The sequence below is a fragment of the Pseudomonas sp. G.S.17 genome (assembly GCF_038096165.1).
In the GTDB taxonomy this organism is placed as follows: domain Bacteria; phylum Pseudomonadota; class Gammaproteobacteria; order Pseudomonadales; family Pseudomonadaceae; genus Aquipseudomonas.
Genome location: NZ_CP151076.1, coordinates 6,098,055 through 6,115,095 on the forward strand (window position 1 = coordinate 6,098,055; position 17,041 = coordinate 6,115,095).

Below are 17,041 nucleotides of genomic sequence, written 5' to 3' on the forward strand. Positions count from 1 at the left end.
AGTCCTAATGGCGGCCCCGGTAAAATCTGCTAACAATGCACACGGTGCGCATCACAGCAGCTACGCCATAATGCGCGCCGAGATCAAAGGAGCATCTATGAGCAGCACTGCACAAACTGCTGAAGGCGAAAAAATCCTGATCGTTGATGACGATCCGGGATTGAGCAGCCTGTTGGAACGTTTTTTCACCAGCAAGGGCTATCGCGCCCGGGCCGTGGCCAACGTCGAACAAATGGATCGCCTGTTGGCGCGCGAGGTGTTCAACCTTGTGGTTCTGGACTTGATGCTGCCGGGTGAAGACGGCCTGTCTGCCTGCCGTCGTCTCCGCGCCGCCAACAATCAGGTGCCGATCATCATGCTGACCGCCAAGGGCGACGAGCTGAGCCGCATCAAGGGTCTGGAGCTGGGCGCTGACGATTACCTCGCCAAGCCATTCAACCCCGATGAGCTGATGGCCCGCGTCAAGGCCGTTCTGCGTCGTCAGGCTGCGCCGGTCCCTGGTGCGCCCGGCAGTGAAGACGAGTCAGTGAGCTTCGGCGACTACGAGCTGTCTCTGGCAACCCGCGAACTCAAGCGTGGCGAAGAAGTACACATGCTCACCACCGGTGAATTTGCCGTACTCAAGGCGCTGGTGATGCATGCCCGCGAGCCGTTGACCCGCGACAAGCTGATGAATCTGGCCCGGGGCCGGGAGTGGGATGCACTGGAGCGTTCGATTGACGTGCAGATTTCCCGTCTGCGCCGCCTGATCGAGCCGGACCCGTCCAAGCCACGCTACATCCAGACCGTCTGGGGTGTTGGTTATGTATTCGTTCCTGATGGCGCCGGTAATCGATAATCGGTTTTCGTCAGCTACTCGAAGCCGCTGCCAGTCACGTCGATAACCCTTGAAGGGGTTATCGACGTTTTGGTTTTCGCGTTCCTGCGTTTGACACCATTCGCGTTTCGCAAACCCTGCGAGCCTGGCTCGCCCTGCAAAGTGTATAGCTGCAGTTATGAAGACCCCGCTCTGGTTTCCGCAAAGCTTTTTCTCCCGCACCCTCTGGCTGGTGCTCATCGTCGTGCTGTTTTCCAAGGCGTTGACCCTGGTTTATCTGCTGATGAATGAGGACGTGCTGGTCGACAGGCAATACAGCCATGGCGTGGCGTTGACCTTGCGTGCCTATTGGGCGGCCAACGAAGACGACCGCGAATCGATTGCCGATGCGGCGGGCTTGATTCGTGTGGTGGGCGGCGGTGTACCGGAGGGCGAGCAGCACTGGCCGTACAGCGAGATCTATCAGCGCCAGATGCAGGCTGAATTGGGTGCCGACACCGAAGTCCGTTTGCGCGTTCATGCACCGCCCGCCTTGTGGGTACGTGCGCCGAGTCTGGGCGATGGCTGGCTGAAAGTGCCGCTGTACCCGCATCCACTGCGCGGGCAGAAAATCTGGAGCGTGCTGGGCTGGTTCCTGGCTATCGGTTTGCTGTCCACGGCGTCCGCCTGGATTTTCGTCCGGCAACTCAATCAGCCGCTCAAACGCTTGGTCTTCGCCGCCCGCCAGCTTGGGCAAGGCCGCAGTGTGCGCCTGCCGGTGAGCGATACGCCCAGCGAGATGACCGAAGTTTACCGGGCCTTCAACCAGATGGCCGAAGACGTCGAGCAGGCCGGTCAGGAGCGGGAACTGATGCTGGCCGGGGTCTCCCATGACCTGCGCACGCCGCTGACCCGCTTGCGGCTGTCGCTGGAATTGATGTCGGGCGAGAACGAACTCACCGAAGGCATGGTGCGTGACATCGAAGACATGGACGCCATTCTGGATCAGTTCCTGGCGTTCATCCGCGACGGCCGCGACGAAGAAATCGAAGAAGTCGACCTGAGTGATCTGGTGCGTGAAGTGGTTGCGCCCTACAACAACCCGGAACTCTCCGAGGAACAGATCCGCTTGTGCCTGGAAACCATCCCGCCGTTCCCGCTGCGTCGGGTGTCGATGAAGCGCCTGCTGAACAACCTGATCGGCAATGCCATGCATCATGCGGGGAACGGCATCGAAGTGGCGGCGTACGTGTCAGGCGACGCCAATGCGCCCTACGTGGTGCTGAGCGTGCTGGATCGCGGAACGGGTATCGATCCCTCGGAGCTGGAAGTGATCTTCAACCCCTTCATCCGTGGCGATCGCGCCCGCAGTGGCAAAGGCACCGGGCTGGGGCTGGCCATCGTCAAGCGCATCGCTGCGATGCACGGCGGCAATGTGGAACTGCGTAATCGGTCAGGTGGCGGGCTGGAAGCGCGAGTGCGCTTGCCGCTGGGGCTGATGTTGCCAAGGGATGCTGTTTGACACCGACTGTAGGACCGGCTTCAGCCGGGAGCATATAAATCCAAGACATCCGATGCAGCTGCATCGGCATGAATGAATTTCTCCCGGCTAAAGCAGGTCCTACGGTTTATCCTTTCCCCTTAGTCCGCGTCATATGCGGGCCGCTGTTTTTCTCCAGGTATTCGATGATCATCCCGGCGACGTCCTTGCTGGTAGTGACCTCGATGCCTTCCAGACCCGGTGACGAATTGACTTCCATCACCAGCGGTCCGTGATTGGAGCGCAGGATGTCGACGCCCGCGACGCTCAGGCCCATGACCTTGGCGGCGCGAATGGCGGTCATGCGCTCTTCCGGGGTGATCTTGATCAGGCTGGCGCTGCCGCCACGGTGCAGGTTGGAACGGAACTCGCCCGGCTTGGCCTGACGCTTCATCGAGGCGATGACTTTGTCGCCGACCACGAAGCAGCGAATATCCGCGCCGCCCGCTTCCTTGATGTACTCCTGAACCATGATGTCCTGCTTGAGGCCCATGAACGCCTCGATCACCGACTCAGCAGCAGTTGCCGTCTCGCACAGCACGACACCGATACCTTGAGTGCCTTCCAGCACCTTGATCACCAGCGGCGCGCCGTTGACCATCTGGATCAGGTCGGGAATATCATCCGGCGAGTGAGCAAAGCCGGTAACCGGCAGGCCGATCCCGCGCCGTGACAGCAATTGCAGGGAACGCAGCTTGTCCCGCGAGCGGGCGATGGCCACCGACTCGTTGAGCGGGAACACACCCATCATTTCAAACTGGCGCAACACCGCGCAGCCATAAAACGTCACTGAAGCCCCGATGCGCGGGATAACCGCATCGAAACCTTCCAGCGGTTTGCCGCGATAGTGAATCTGCGGCTTGTGGCTGGCGATGTTCATATAGGCGCGCAAGGTGTCGATCACCACCATCTCATGGCCGCGTTCAATACCAGCTTCGACCAGACGACGGGTTGAATACAGACGCGGGTTACGCGACAGCACAGCGATCTTCATGCAGCACCTGTGGCAGAGGTAGTCGAGGCCGGAAAAACCGGCTTGTCCTGAACATAAGTAATGCCGGGATTGACGACCAGTTGGCCGTCGATCAAGGCGTTGGATCCGAGCAGCAAGCGATAGCGCATTGCTTTGCGGCAAGCCAGCGTGAATTCCACCGGCCAGACGCGATCACCCAAGGCCAGGGTGGTGCGAATGACATAGCGGACCTGCGCATGGCCGTTGGAGCTTTTAATGGTTTTCATCGCGACCAGCAGCGCTTCGCAACGGCGATGACGCAACTGAACGACCGTACCCAGGTGAGCATTGAAGCGAACCCATTTCTGGCCATCGCGCTCGAAAGGCTCGATTTCCGTGGCGTGCAGGCTTGAAGTGCTCGCGCCGGTATCGATTTTCGCCCGCAGGCCAGCTACCCCCAAATCGGGCAGCGCCACCCACTCGCGTAGGCCGATGACTGTCAGGTGATCAAATGTTTTCAAAAGGGATTCCGTACTGCTTACGCTGTCTGCCAGACACCAGGATCAACCTGGGCCAATGCTTTGAATGCAGGTTTGGCGAACCAGAAGCCTTGCATCAGAAAAATCCCGCAGTCGGCGAGGAAGTCACGCTCTTCGGCACACTCGATGCCCTCGGCGATGACTGTAACGCCCAACTCCGTACACATTGTGACAACCCCACGAACGATAGCCTGACGAACGCGATCGCGGTGAATATCTCGAATTAAATGCATGTCGAGTTTTATCAGGTCGGGCTGAAAATCCGCCAGCAACCCCAGGCCCGAATAGCCGGCACCGAAATCGTCAATCGCCGTCATGAAACCGAATTCGCGGTATTCACGCAGAATATTGGTCAAATGGCGATTGTTATCGAGGTGTTCGGCTTCGATAGTCTCGAAAATCAGGCGGTCCAGCGGGAAGTTATGGGTTCGGGCGGCTTCCAGCGTGCTGCGAATGCACAGCTCCGGGCGATAGACCGCGTTGGGCAGAAAATTGATCGACAGGCGTTCGCTCATGCCCAACGCGGCAGCACCAGCGATGGCATGCGTGCGACACAGCTGGTCGAAACGATAGCGATTCTGGTCGGTCACTTGGCTGAGCACCGACAGCGCGCCCTCACCCTTGATGCCGCGCACCAATGCCTCATGAGCAAAAACCGACTGATCGCGCAAATCCACGATGGGCTGGTAGGCGAATGCAAATGAAAAGTCGAGTTCGGGGCTGTTTTTGCAGCCCTCGCAGCCGACTTTAGGTGAGGTCAATGACGACGGAAATTCAGTCATATCGCACTCCATGTAAGAGAGAAGTCATTGAAGAAAAAGGAATTTTTTGCGCCAGTAATCGAATTGCTGGCGTATCACGTATGACGTAGTACAGTTCTGACTATGGCTTAACTAAGGAATTCATATGGCACAAAAGTCTGAAGAAGACGACAAAGTTCGTCTGGATAAATGGCTGTGGGCGGCGCGCTTCTTCAAAACCCGTGCCCTCGCCAAAGCCGCTATCGAGAACGGCAAGGTGCATTGTCGGGGCGAGCGTTGCAAGCCCGGCAAGGAACCGCACATCGGCGACGATATCTTGGTTCGGATCGGCTTTGAGGAACGTACGGTGGTGGTGCAGGCACTATCGACCGTGCGCCGCGGCGCGCCGGAAGCGCAGACCCTGTACAGCGAAACCCCGGAAAGCATCGCCAAGCGGGAAAACGCCGCTGCACAACGCAAGGCAGGCAATCTGGGCATGACCACCGATGGCAAGCCGAGCAAGAAGCAGCGCCGCCAGCTGTTTCAGTTCCGTGGTTCGAGTAATGATGATTGAGGCCCTATTGGAGCGAAGCTCGCCCGCGAACGCGAATCAGACGCCTCGGTGAGCCAGACTCACCGCGTTAGAATTCTTCGCGGGCAAGCCCCGCCCCAACGGATTACCTGGCAGCCACGCACAACACTCAAACGCATGACTTGGAAGCGCGCAAGATAGTCCATAAAATGCCTCTTATCCGACATGGCAAGTCGCACTACGGACATGCGAAACAGCGCTTTGGCGCTTCATAGACGCTTGCCATCATTCTGTCATTCCTTCAGATACCTCTTTCCCTATGCATGATTTCCCGGATATCGACTACACCCAGCGCTTCATCTTCGACGAGACCGACGTGCGCGGCGAGCTGGTCGCGCTGGAACGCAGCTATGCCGAAGTACTCGCCAAACACCCGTACCCGGAGCCAGTCGCGCAGCTGCTCGGCGAACTGATGGCTGCCGCTGCGTTGCTGGTAGGCACTTTGAAATTCGAAGGTTTGCTGATTCTTCAGGCTCGCTCCAGCGGAGCCGTCCCGTTGTTGATGGTCGAATGCTCCAGCGAACGCGAGCTGCGCGGTATTGCTCGTTACGAGGAGTCGCAGATCCTGCCGGGCGCCGGCCTGCAGGACTTGATGCCCGATGGCTCGCTGACCCTGACGGTCGATCCACGACAGGGCAAACGCTATCAAGGCATTGTTGCCCTGGACGGCGCCGATCTGTCCGAAAGCCTGTCCAGCTATTTCGTGATGTCGGAGCAGTTGGGTACACGTTTCTGGTTGCGCGCTGACGGCCATCGCGCGCGCGGCCTGCTGTTGCAACAGTTGCCCGCCGCACGCATCACCGATTCCGAAGAGCGCGACGCCAGCTGGGAACACGTCACCACGCTGGCCAGCACCCTCACGGCAGAAGAGCTGTTGAGCCTGGACAATGAAACCGTGCTGCACCGGCTGTTTCACCAGGACCCGGTGCGGATGTTCGAGATGCAACCGATTTGTTTCCGTTGCAGCTGTTCACGGGAGCGCTCCGCCAACGCGCTGGTCAGCCTCGGGCTGGAAGATGCGCAGCAGTTGGTCATCGAGCATAACGGAACGGTGGAGATCGATTGTCAGTTCTGCAACGAACGCTATTTGTTCGATGCCACCGACATCGCGCAGTTGTTCGCGGGCGGCGGTGTGGATTCGCCTTCTGATACGCGTCATTAAACAGGCACGTAACCACGTTGTGACACGCCTGGAGCCATGGTGTCGTTCTTCTGACAGGAGGACCCTACTTTTTTTAGGCTTTTCTGGCATAATCCGGCCCACTTTTCCGCTGTAGTAGTGGTTGTTTTTTTACTACAAAACCGTTTGGAGCACTCGGCCACTGGCCGACGGGGAACCTCATGACGCAAACCAATAACGCTGTGTACACCGATCTGAGCATCGACGAACTGGTCAAGGAAGCTCTTGCCCGCGGCGAAGGCGAACTTTCCGATACTGGCGCTCTGGTTGTGAAAACAGGCCATCGTACTGGCCGCTCGCCGGTTGATCGTTTCATTGTTGAAGAGCCGAGCACCCAGGAAGCTATCGCCTGGGGCCCTATCAACCGCAAGTTTCCGGCGGACAAGTTCGACGCCTTGTGGGACCGTGTTGCCGCCTACCTGGGCGAGCGCGAAAGTTTCGTTTCCCACGTTCATGTAGGCTCTGATCCGGCGCACTACCTGCCGGTCAAGATGACCACTGAAACTGCCTGGCACAACCTGTTCGGCCGTTGCCTGTTCATCAATCCTGAACAGTACAACGCTGGCGGCAAGGACGAGTGGCAGATCCAGAACGCCCCATGGTTCGTTTGCGAGCCAGAGCGTGACGGCACCAATTCCGACGGCACCGTGATCATCAACTTCGCAGCCAAGAAAGTGCTGATCGCCGGCATGCGTTACGCCGGTGAAATGAAGAAGGCATTGTTCTCGGTACAGAACTTCCTGCTGCCAGCGGTCGACGTGCTGCCAATGCACTGCGCGGCCAACATGGGCGAAGAGGGCGACGTGACGTTGTTCTTCGGCCTGTCCGGCACCGGCAAAACCACCCTGTCGGCTGACGAAAGCCGTTACCTGATCGGCGACGACGAACATGGCTGGGGCGTTGGCGTGGTGTTCAACATCGAAGGCGGTTGCTATGCCAAGTGCATCGACCTCTCCGAGAAGAACGAGCCAGTCATCTGGAAAGCCATCCAGCATGGCGCCGTCCTGGAAAACGTGGTTCTCGACCCGGTTACCAAGAAAGCCGACTACGCCGACGACAGCCTGACCCAGAACAGCCGCGCCGCTTACCCGCGTGAACTGATCGAAAAACGCGCACCGCTGAACCTGGGCGGTGAGCCAAACGCTGTGATCTTCCTGACTTGCGACCTGACCGGCGTTCTGCCACCCGTGTCGATCCTCAGCGAAGAACAAGCGGCTTACCACTTCCTGTCGGGTTACACCGCGCTGGTGGGCTCCACTGAAATGGGTTCGGGCAGCGGCATCAAGTCGACCTTCTCCACCTGCTTCGGCGCGCCATTCTTCCCGCGTCCGGCTGGCGAATACGCAGAGCTGCTGATCAAGCGCATCCGTGGCTTCGGCTCCAAGGTTTACCTGGTCAACACCGGCTGGACCGGCGGTGGCTACGGCGTCGGCAAACGCTTCAACATCCCGACCACTCGTGGCGTGATTGCAGCCATCCAGAGCGGCGCACTGATTGGCGCAGCCACCGAACACCTGGACACCATCAACCTCGACGTGCCGCTGGCCGTACCGGGCGTCGACACCAACTTGCTCAACCCGCGCAACACCTGGGCTGACAAGGCTGCCTACGACGAATCGGCCAAGGCGCTCGCCAGCCTGTTCATCGAAAACTTCAAGAAGTTTGAAGTGAGCGACGCAATCCAGGCAGCGGGTCCGAAACTGTAAGATTCGGATTGGCTGAATAAAAACCGCCCTTGCAGGCTGTGTGAAAACGTCACGAGCGATGACAAGACAAGGCAAAAACAGGCGAAAAAGCGGAGTCTAGGTGTTCTAAATGAGCATTTTTCGCCTGTTTTTAACGCAGTATTGTCGAGCGCAGTAGTTTTCACACAGTCTGCTTCGGGGCGGTTTTTTATTGCCTGAAGATACGGGTCTGAAATGGAACCCGTGGGAGCGAGCTTGCTCGCGAAGGTTTCTGGTCGCCGCCTTCGCGAGCAAGCTCGCTCCCACAGGGGAAATGCGGTCATCCCGTGGGACCGGATTTATCCGGGAAGGCGTCGGTGCAGACGCCACATCTGCGGCATCTGTGGGTTGCCCTCAAACATAGAATCTCCCACAGTGGGGCTCCCACAGCCATCCGTCTATCGCCGCCAAACACTCGCCAGCCACGGCTGCTGCTCCAGCGGCAGGCCTTCAGGTCTGTAGTAATATTCCAACTCGCTGAATCCGGCCTCGGTCAGCAGGGCGCGCCAGGCCTCAAGATCGTGATAGGAACCGTAGCGCGGGCCGTTCCAGCCTTCACGATTTTCGCCCCGTGGGTTGGAGCTGAAGAGGACGCCGCCGGGTTTCAGGGTGGCGTGCAGTTGTTGCAGCACCCGTGGCAGTTCCTGTTTAGGGACGTGGAATAACGCGGCGTTGGCGAAGATGCCATCGAAGCGTTCTGCAGGAAGGTTCAGTTCAAGAAAGCTCTGCTGCCAGACTTCGCAACCGGTCTCGGCGCGGGCCATTTCAGCGAAACGCTCCGAGCCGTCCAGGCCGACGGCGATGTGGCCCATGGCGGTGAATGTCTTGAGGTCGCGGCCCGGCCCGCAGCCGAAATCCAGGATCTGCCACGGCGTTGGGCTTTCTATATGGCGCAGCAACGCAGCAATGTTCTGGCTGACATCGTGGTCGCGGGTGCCTTCACGGAATGCGTCGGCCACCTGGTTGTAGTGGCCGACGGTGGTCTCGGTAATCTGCGCGAGATCCTGTGGTGCGAGTTTCATGGCGGGTCGTTCCAGGCAGTTGATGCCGTGAATATACCCCACTCAGCGCTTGTTCAAGCCTCGCGCCAGCCGATCACCGCCCAGTTGAATCACTGCCACCAATACCACCAGCAGCACAATCACAGTCAGCATCACCTGGCTGTCGAAGCGTTGATAGCCGTAGCGATAAGCAATGTCGCCCAGACCGCCCGCGCCGATTGCGCCAGCCATCGCCGAAGAGTTGATCATCGTTACCAGGGTGATGGTGAAGCCGCCGACAATCCCCGGCAGCGCTTCAGGCAACAGCACATGCCAGACAATGTGCCAGCGTCGGCAGCCCATAGCCTGGGCGGCTTCGATCAGACCGTGATCGACTTCGCGCAGGCTGACTTCGGCGATGCGGGCGAAGAACGGCGTGGCAGCGATGGTCAGCGGTACCACTGCCGCCCACACGCCATACGTCGTGCCGACGATCAGCCGGGTAAAGGGAATCAGTGCCACCATCAGGATCAGGAACGGGATCGAGCGAAACAGGTTCACGAAGCCGCCCAGTACGCGATTCAATCCCGGCGCCTGGTAGATGCCGCCTTTGGAGCTGGTGACCAGAATCACCGCCAGCGGGATGCCCAGCAGCAACGCGATGAGCGAGGACACGCCAACCATCAGGAAGGTGTCGATAGTGCCTTGTAACAAACGGTCAAACCACATAGCCGATGACCTCCGCGTGTTGCGCCTGTTTGCGCGCCCTGATCAGCAATTCTTCACGGGAATGCGGCGAGTCGGCAATCGACAGCAACAGATGCCCCAGCGCGCGACCCTGAATACGTTCGACGCCGCCTTGCAACAGGCTGACGCGCCCACCCAATGCACCGAACAGCGCGGCCAGATCCGCCTCGTCGCCGGTCTCGCCAGTAAAGTGCAGATCCAGCACCACGGCTGCGCCCGGCTGCGGCGGCTGCGCGGCAATGCGTGATTGCAGGTCTGCGGGCACGCCGTGTTGCAGCGGCGCGAGCAAGGTTTTGCTGACCTCGTGACGCGGATCGCCGAACACCTGCCAGACCGGTCCTTGCTCGACGACGCGGCCTTGCTCGAGAACCACGACGCGATCACAGATATCGCGAATCACCGCCATTTCGTGAGTGATGAGGATGACCGTCAGCCCCAGCCGCTGATTGATCTCGCGCAGCAGGCCGAGAATCGATTGGGTGGTTTCCGGGTCCAGCGCCGAAGTCGCTTCGTCACAGAGCAGAATCGCCGGGTCATGCACCAGCGCGCGGGCAATGCCGACGCGCTGTTTCTGGCCGCCGGACAGCTGCGCCGGATATGCCTTGTGCTTGTCTTGCAGGCCCACCAGTTCCAGCAGTTCGGTGACTTTGCGCTGGCGCTGCTCCTTGGGCACGCCCGCGACCTTCAACGGCAACTCGACGTTCTGCCACACGGTCTTGGCCGACATCAGGTTGAAGTGCTGGAAGATCATGCCGATCCGTCGGCGCAGCTCCACCAGCTTGTCTTCGTTGAACTCGCCAATGTCCGTCTGATCAATGAGCACCCGGCCGCTGCTGGGTTGCTCAAGACGGTTGATAGTGCGGATCAGCGACGATTTACCCGCGCCGCTGCGACCGATGATGCCGAAGATCTCGCCGCGCTGAATGGCCAGGTCGATGTTCTGCAAGGCATCGACCGGACCTTGCTGGCCTTGATAGGTCTTGCCCAGATTGATGAAACGCACGTGAGCGCGATTCAGGTCGGCGTGCAGCTCGGCGTGATGGGCCGAATGCGCTGCGCCCGTGGCTTCGAGTGGCAGTTGGCGTTGCACGGTGGCATTCATATCAGCCTTCCCAGCCAGCTTGGTAGAGCTTGCCATTGACCTTGTCCAGCGCGGCGCGAACCACCGGCGAGTGCTGATAGATGTCGATGAACCTGGCCAGGCGCGGATCGTTCTTGTGATCGGGCTTGATCACGAACTGAATCACGTATTCCGGGTGATCGAGGCCGTCGAACAGAATGGCCGAGGACGCATCGAAGGTTTTCGCCAGGCGAATATAAGCGGGATAACCCTGTACCAGGTCGGCGTCTTCGTAAGCACGCACCAGTTGCACGGCTTCAACCTGAATCAGCTTGAGCTTCTTCGGGTTGGCGGTGATGTCTTCTTCAGTGGCCTTGAAACCGACGCCCGGCTTGAGGGTGATCAAGCCGGCTTTGGCCAGCAATTGCAGGCCGCGCCCGCTGTTGATCGGGTCGTTGGCAATAGCCACGGTAGCGCCGATCGGCAGCTCATCGAAGCTTTTGTACTTTTTCGAGTACAGGCCGACGTTGTTGATGATCCCCGGCGCGTAAGGCACCAGATTGAAGCCGGCGGCTTCGTTGGCGTTGGTCAGGAACGGGATGTGCTGGAAGTAATTCACGTCGATATCGCCCGCCGCAAGGCTGACGTTGGGCGCGATCCAGTCGGTGAATTCAACCAGCTCAACCTTCAGGCCTTGTTTGCCGGCTTCCTCGACAGCCGCTTCCAGCGGGATGGCGAAGGCGGCCGTGGTGCCGACTTTCAAGGGTTGGTCGGCGGCATGGGCGGTGAGGGTCAACAGGCTCAAGGCCAGGGTAGCGATCAGTTTGTTCATGGTGAATTCCGGTGCGCAAGGTTAAGTTTTTGTGTGGTTTGGTCTGACGGATTCAGTGGAGCAAAGTCGGGTCGTAGGACCGGCTTCAGCCGGGAGATCTGCATTGCGAACGATACAAACTCATTGGCTGTACCGACCTCCTCCCGGCTAAAGCCGGTCCTACGAGAGCGTTCTTCAGTGCCGGTAACTCGCCCCCGTATGCCGCTGCGGCAAACGCGCGCCGCCTTCGGGAAACAACTTCTCCCGCAAGCTGCCGTTGTCGTAGGCGGTTTTGTACGAGCCGCGGCGTTGCAGCTCGGGGATCACCAGGTCGATGAAATCCGCGTAGCTTTCCGGGGTGACGATGCGGGTCAGGTTGAAGCCGTCGAGGCCGGTTTCCGCAATCCAGGACTCCAGCTCGTCGGCCACTTGCTCCGGCGAGCCGATTACCGTGATGTAGCGTCCGCCCAACGCGTGCTGGTCGAGCAGTTTTTGCCGGGTCCAGTCGTTGTTTTTCAGGTTCTTGGTGGCCGATTGAATGGCGTTGCTTTTCACGTACTGGATCGGCTCGTCCAGTTCGTATTCGGAAAAATCGATACCGGTGGACGCCGCAAAATGCGCCACGCCCGCTTCGGCGCTGGCGAACTCGCGGTATTCGGCATGCTTGGCCCGCGCTTGGGCTTCAGTCGCGCCAACGATCACGTTGAGGCCCATGAACACTTTGATGTCATCGGGATTACGCCCGGCGGCCACGGCGCTGGCGCGAACTTTATCGACCTGCTCGCGAGTCGACGGCTTGTTCTGGCCACTGATGAATACGCATTCGGCGTGACTGCCGGCGAACTGCAATCCGCGCTCGGAACTGCCCGCCTGAAACAAAACCGGCGTGCGCTGCGGCGACGGTTCGCACAGGTGATAGCCCTCAACCTGATAAAACTCGCCCTTGTGCCGCACCTTGTGGACTTTGTCCGGCTGCGCGTAAATCCGCTGTTGCGGATCGTTAAGGACCGCGTCGTCTTCCCAGCTGCCTTCCCAGAGTTTGTATAAAACCTGCAGGTATTCGTCGGCCTGATCGTAGCGGCGATCATGTTCGACCTGCTCGCTCAAACCCATGGCCCGGGCGGCGCTGTCGAGGTAACCGGTGACAATGTTCCAGCCCACTCGACCTCGGCTGAGGTGGTCCAGCGTCGACATGCGTCGTGCGAATAGATACGGCGCTTCGTAGGTCAGGTTCGCGGTCAGGCCGAAGCCGAGGTTTTTCGTGACAGCAGCCATGGCCGAAACCAACAGCAGCGGATCGTTGACCGGCAGCTGGATCGACTCCTTGAGCGGCACGTCCACCGAGTTCTGATACACGTCATACACGCCGACAATGTCGGCAATGAACAAACCATCAAACAGGCCGCGCTCCAGCAATTGCGCCAGTTCGGTCCAGTATTCAAGAGTTTTGTACTGGGTGGAATTGTCGCGCGGATGGGTCCACAAACCGTGGTTGATATGACCGATGCAGTTCATGTTGAACGCATTGAGCAGGATCTTTTTCTTCGCCATCAGATGGTCCCCCGCAGCGGTGGGTTCTGATCGTTGAGGTAAAAATTGCCGATGGCGTGGTATTTCCAGCGCACCGGGTCGTGGAGCGTGTGGACGCGGGCATTACGCCAGTGCCGGTCCAGGTTGAACTCGGCCAGGGAGGCGCGGCTGCCAGCCAGTTCGAACAATTTTTCACTGGCCAGCAGCGAGATTTCCGTGGTCAGCACTTTGGCGCGGGCAACTGCAATCGAGGCGCGTGCCGCCGAGTATTCGTCGATGGGACTGGCGTTGACTTCGTCGAGGACCTTGGCCGACTCGCGCAGCAAGGCTTCGGCGGCGTGGAGTTCAAGTTTGAGCTTGCCGATCTCGGCGATGACGTAAGGATCGTCGCTAGCCCGCTCCACATGGGCATCGACCCAGGGCCGCGAGCGTTTTCTGACAAATTCGATGGTGTCGTCGATGGCGGCGCGGGCAATGCCGGCGTCGATGGCGGCCTGAATCAGCTGCGAGACCGCGCCCTGAATGCTCGGCGTCAGAGACAGGCGCCAGTTATCCACAACCAGTGCGCCATTGATCTGCACGTTATCCAGCAGCACCGTGCCGCTTGCAGTCGTGCGTTGGCCGAAGCCCGACCAGTCATCGACGATCTGCAACCCGGCGGTGCCGCGCGGGACGAAAGCCATGATTTGCTGGCCTTGCTCGTTGAGCGCTTTCACCGCAACCCAATGGGCGAACAGTGCGCCGGTGGAGTAAAACTTCTGACCGTTTATGACGAACTTTCCGCCGTGGGCGGTGATGCGTGCTTTCAGCTCAAGGGTATTTTTCGTACCGCGTTCCGGACCGGCGTTGCCAATGCGCCAGCCGTCCAGCACGCTTTTGAACAAGACTGTTTTCTGAGCCTCGGTGGCGCTGTTCTGCAATAGATGAATGATCCCGAACTGGCTCTGCGGAATCTGCCCCAGCGCCGGGTCGGCAACAGAAATAATCCTGAACACCTCGGCGATGGTGACGAATGAAACCTGCGGACCGCCGTAAGCGCGCGGGATGGAAATACTGCCCAGGCCGCTTTGGGTGAACTGTTCGATTTCCGACCAGGGCAACAGCCGCTCGGCATCGCGTTGAGAGGCTTGCAAGCGGGCAGGATCAGCCAACTGATGCGCGGCTGCGATAGCCTGAGCGTCGTTTTGCAGAATCACGGCCGCGATTACCGGCGGTGCGCTGTCCGGCTGAACTGCGGCCGGGGCGGTGCGCAAGGCGCGGGCAGCCAGCTCAGACATGTTCGCGGCCTCTCGGGCTGCGCAGTATTGCGGTGTTCTGCCTGGTGGTGGAGCGGGAAATGACCATACGAACCTCGCGTCAGATGCCGCAAGTAGCGGCAGGATAAATCACGATGTCCGGTGGTCCGGTCTATATACCGTAAAGACGTATAAATATTAAATAAACGAGTATTTGGGAATAAGCATAGAAGGTGAAATTCTCAGGTTTTCAAGCGTGTTGTGCATACGTCAGACACGAGCCGAAGACCATCAACAAAATGCATATCTTGAGCAGTTTATTACGCGCCACGAGCATAACCCTCTTGCAGTAATGCAATGCTTTCAGAAGGCTAGCAGTGAGCGCCAATCAGGTTTAAAAAAACCTGTAGGCCGATATGTAGTTCGGTGTAGGAAACCTCTCGGCGTATAGCTCAATGTGAGCCAGCTCACAGGTTGTATAGCTGCCAGCACCACCAATACGGCGGGTCGCGATAAACAACCCGCGCGTATCAGTGGTTTTTTTCAGGGACATTCGGTCAGTCACTGACAGCGGTTAATTTGGGTGTTGACGTTGATTTCACGGGCGGGTGCCCACCGTGAGTTGTTGCCCACTCGATCAATGATGCAGTAAGTCACGTCCAGTTGTTGTTCCCGCCCCGCTTCCAGGATCAGCGTCGGTGGCACGATCAGGCTGACGGATTTGCCGACGTTCTCGGCTTTCAAAGGTGGCAGATCCATACGCACATCTCCCCAACGCAGGGTGATTTCATCGCTGGGCGCCATGTTGAGATAGGGTTCGATGCCCAGTGGCATGCCGGTTTTTGCATACCGGGAGATCAACCCATAACGGATCACCGCCTCTGGCAACGAGACGGGTGCCAAGCCCTGGTTTTCTTCATCGCTGAGCGTCAGGAGCTGCCCGCCGGGCACATCGAGTTTTACCCTGAGCTTGCGGCTGGGCGAAGTAACCGGCGCACCACCCACTTTCATGACGCGATAGCAGGTTTTGATCGTCCCGGTTTGTAGGAAGCTTTCAGGCACGCGTAGGACTACTGTGTAGCCGATGTCAGACTTACTTAAAAGTTTTGACGCAACGTAACAGCCATCCCAGAACAATTCGATCAAGTCGCCTTCATCCATTGCGGGATAGGGGTCAATATTGACTAACAGATGGGCGGCGGCGCGAATACCGACGCCGTGGTTGTGAGCCTGTGGCAGGTAGGGCGCGAACAGCTTGGGGATGCTGGTTTTGCAGGGTGCGTGGGGCATGGCTGAATACTCATGGCGATTTGTTAGATGAATAATGAGTCCGTTGGCTTCGGTAATAACGGTTGTCGGCCAGTTCACCGAAAAACGGCGCGGGGATAAGTACCTTAGAGATCAGAGTTATGGCAAACATTACAAACTGTATGTAATTGAAGCTTGTAATAAGCTCAGAATATTGAATGGATGTTTATTTTCGAGCTAATGGGGTTTGCGCGTGTCTGTCAATATGTAATGGGGATGAGATATCGACGAGATGCAGAATTAGACGTTTCCTACACAAACACCACGATCTTATTACGAAGTAGGTCAGGGCATTCCCACTTCAATATATGAATGCTCATGCGAATGAACAGTCTTTGGGCATTGGGTATGTGGTCGTGAGGGGACAGTGGATATGACTTTCTGTGACGCACTATTACTGACTGTAATGACTGGATAAGTTTGCTTAGATAAAACCGATCATTCCACGGACGAATGCTGGGTCGATCTAGCAGCGGTTTAGATCGTTCAATTGTTGTACAAATGTAAGGCACAGAAAAACAGCGCCGAATGGCGCTGGTTTTTTTACCGGGCGATGTAGGATCAGGAGCGACTTCGCTCCAGAAATTGCCGGGTCCGTTCTTCGCGAGGGTTGGCAAACAACTCCTTGGCCTCCCCTTGCTCGACGATCACGCCCTTGTCGATGAAGATCACTCGATTCGCCACGTCGCGGGCAAAACTCATTTCGTGAGTGACGATGACCATGGTGCGTTTTTCTTCGGCCAGGGCGCGAATCGTGGCAAGCACTTCGCCCACCAGTTCCGGGTCCAGAGCAGAAGTGGGCTCATCGAAAAGAATTACTTCCGGCTCCATCGCGAGCGCGCGTGCAATTGCCACCCGCTGCTGCTGACCGCCCGACAGACGCCGCGGATAAGCATTTTCCTTACCCGCGAGGCCGACCTTGGCGAGCAGCTTGCGGCCTTGTTCCATTGCCAGTTCCCGCGCGATCTTCTTGACCACCACAGGACCTTCCATGACGTTTTCCAAAGCGGTGCGGTGCGGAAACAGGTTGAAGTTCTGGAACACAAAACCCACATGCTGGCGCAACTGGCGAATCAGACCTTGTTGCTGGCTCAAAGGGCGACTGCCATCAACCGCGATGTCGCCGACGATAATCTTGCCGCTGGTAGGCTCTTCGAGAAAATTCAGACAACGCAGCAAGGTCGTCTTGCCCGAGCCGCTGGGCCCGATAATAGCCACCACTTCCCCGGCTTCGACGCGCAGATCAATGCCCTTGAGCACTTGCTGGCCCTTGAATTCCTTGGTCAGTTTTTCAACCACGATCATGT

At 58.4% G+C, this 17,041-nt stretch carries 16 protein-coding genes; 5 read left to right on the forward strand and 11 right to left on the reverse strand.

What is annotated here, in order from left to right:
- The first annotated feature begins 97 nt into the window (after nt 1-97).
- Nucleotides 98-838 carry a two-component system response regulator OmpR gene (gene ompR, locus AABC73_RS28455; RefSeq protein WP_020293262.1) on the forward strand — a complete coding sequence of 247 codons (741 nt, stop codon included), beginning with the start codon at nt 98-100 and terminating at the stop codon, nt 836-838.
- Between the two features lie 157 nt (nt 839-995).
- Complete coding sequence (locus tag AABC73_RS28460; RefSeq protein WP_341521843.1) at nt 996-2,318, forward strand: ATP-binding protein; 1,323 nt, start codon at nt 996-998, stop codon at nt 2,316-2,318.
- 106 nt (nt 2,319-2,424) lie between these two features.
- Here the strand turns inward: AABC73_RS28460 and rimK are convergent, their stop codons facing one another.
- The 3 genes from rimK to AABC73_RS28475 are packed head-to-tail and all read right to left on the reverse strand — an operon-like array spanning nt 2,425 to nt 4,609.
- Nucleotides 2,425-3,330, reverse strand: coding sequence for a 30S ribosomal protein S6--L-glutamate ligase (gene rimK / locus AABC73_RS28465; RefSeq protein ID WP_020293260.1), 906 nt, complete (start codon nt 3,328-3,330; stop codon nt 2,425-2,427).
- Nucleotides 3,327-3,782 carry an ATP-dependent zinc protease gene (locus AABC73_RS28470; RefSeq protein WP_341524352.1) on the reverse strand — a complete coding sequence of 152 codons (456 nt, stop codon included), beginning with the start codon at nt 3,780-3,782 and terminating at the stop codon, nt 3,327-3,329. Before AABC73_RS28470 ends, rimK begins: the two co-directional genes overlap by 4 nt.
- 44 nt (nt 3,783-3,826) lie before the next feature.
- The gene (locus AABC73_RS28475) at nt 3,827-4,609 is read right to left on the reverse strand and encodes an EAL domain-containing protein (protein ID WP_341521844.1); all 783 of its coding nucleotides are present in this window, start codon (nt 4,607-4,609) and stop codon (nt 3,827-3,829) included.
- Between the two features lie 124 nt (nt 4,610-4,733).
- Between AABC73_RS28475 and AABC73_RS28480 the strand changes: the two genes are divergently transcribed.
- The 3 genes from AABC73_RS28480 (at nt 4,734) to AABC73_RS28490 (ending at nt 8,045) form a co-directional block, all read left to right on the forward strand.
- Nucleotides 4,734-5,141, forward strand: coding sequence for a S4 domain-containing protein (locus tag AABC73_RS28480; RefSeq protein WP_341521845.1), 408 nt, complete (start codon nt 4,734-4,736; stop codon nt 5,139-5,141).
- Nucleotides 5,142-5,418: 277 nt separating this feature from the next.
- Nucleotides 5,419-6,321, forward strand: a complete 903-nt coding sequence (gene hslO, locus AABC73_RS28485; RefSeq protein WP_065831880.1) for an Hsp33 family molecular chaperone HslO — start codon at nt 5,419-5,421, stop codon at nt 6,319-6,321.
- A 179-nt stretch (nt 6,322-6,500) separates the two neighbouring features.
- A complete protein-coding gene (locus AABC73_RS28490; protein ID WP_341521846.1) occupies nt 6,501-8,045 on the forward strand; it encodes a phosphoenolpyruvate carboxykinase in 1,545 nt (514 codons plus the stop codon).
- A gap of 416 nt (nt 8,046-8,461) precedes the next feature.
- Here the strand turns inward: AABC73_RS28490 and AABC73_RS28495 are convergent, their stop codons facing one another.
- The 8 genes from AABC73_RS28495 to tcyN all read right to left on the reverse strand — a co-directional run bounded on the left by AABC73_RS28495 (nt 8,462) and on the right by tcyN (nt 17,039).
- Complete coding sequence (locus AABC73_RS28495; RefSeq protein WP_331151142.1) at nt 8,462-9,085, reverse strand: methyltransferase domain-containing protein; 624 nt, start codon at nt 9,083-9,085, stop codon at nt 8,462-8,464.
- A gap of 42 nt (nt 9,086-9,127) precedes the next feature.
- Nucleotides 9,128-9,772 (reverse strand): methionine ABC transporter permease, encoded by a 645-nt coding sequence (locus AABC73_RS28500; protein ID WP_020293251.1) that lies wholly within the window; start codon nt 9,770-9,772, stop codon nt 9,128-9,130.
- Entirely contained in the window at nt 9,762-10,892 is a 1,131-nt protein-coding gene (locus tag AABC73_RS28505; RefSeq protein WP_341521847.1) for a methionine ABC transporter ATP-binding protein, read from the reverse strand. The genes AABC73_RS28500 and AABC73_RS28505 overlap by 11 nt, the downstream gene beginning before the upstream one ends.
- Before the next feature lies 1 nt (nt 10,893).
- A complete protein-coding gene (locus AABC73_RS28510; protein WP_341521848.1) occupies nt 10,894-11,682 on the reverse strand; it encodes a MetQ/NlpA family ABC transporter substrate-binding protein in 789 nt (262 codons plus the stop codon).
- Nucleotides 11,683-11,856: 174 nt separating this feature from the next.
- Nucleotides 11,857-13,212, reverse strand: a complete 1,356-nt coding sequence (locus tag AABC73_RS28515) for an LLM class flavin-dependent oxidoreductase (protein WP_341521849.1) — start codon at nt 13,210-13,212, stop codon at nt 11,857-11,859.
- Nucleotides 13,212-14,468 carry an SfnB family sulfur acquisition oxidoreductase gene (locus AABC73_RS28520; protein ID WP_341521850.1) on the reverse strand — a complete coding sequence of 419 codons (1,257 nt, stop codon included), beginning with the start codon at nt 14,466-14,468 and terminating at the stop codon, nt 13,212-13,214. The genes AABC73_RS28515 and AABC73_RS28520 overlap by 1 nt, the downstream gene beginning before the upstream one ends.
- A gap of 519 nt (nt 14,469-14,987) precedes the next feature.
- The gene (locus AABC73_RS28525; protein ID WP_341521851.1) at nt 14,988-15,716 is read right to left on the reverse strand and encodes a hypothetical protein; all 729 of its coding nucleotides are present in this window, start codon (nt 15,714-15,716) and stop codon (nt 14,988-14,990) included.
- Between the two features lie 579 nt (nt 15,717-16,295).
- Entirely contained in the window at nt 16,296-17,039 is a 744-nt protein-coding gene (tcyN, locus tag AABC73_RS28530; protein WP_065831871.1) for an L-cystine ABC transporter ATP-binding protein TcyN, read from the reverse strand.
- Between the last annotated feature and the right edge of the window lie 2 nt (nt 17,040-17,041).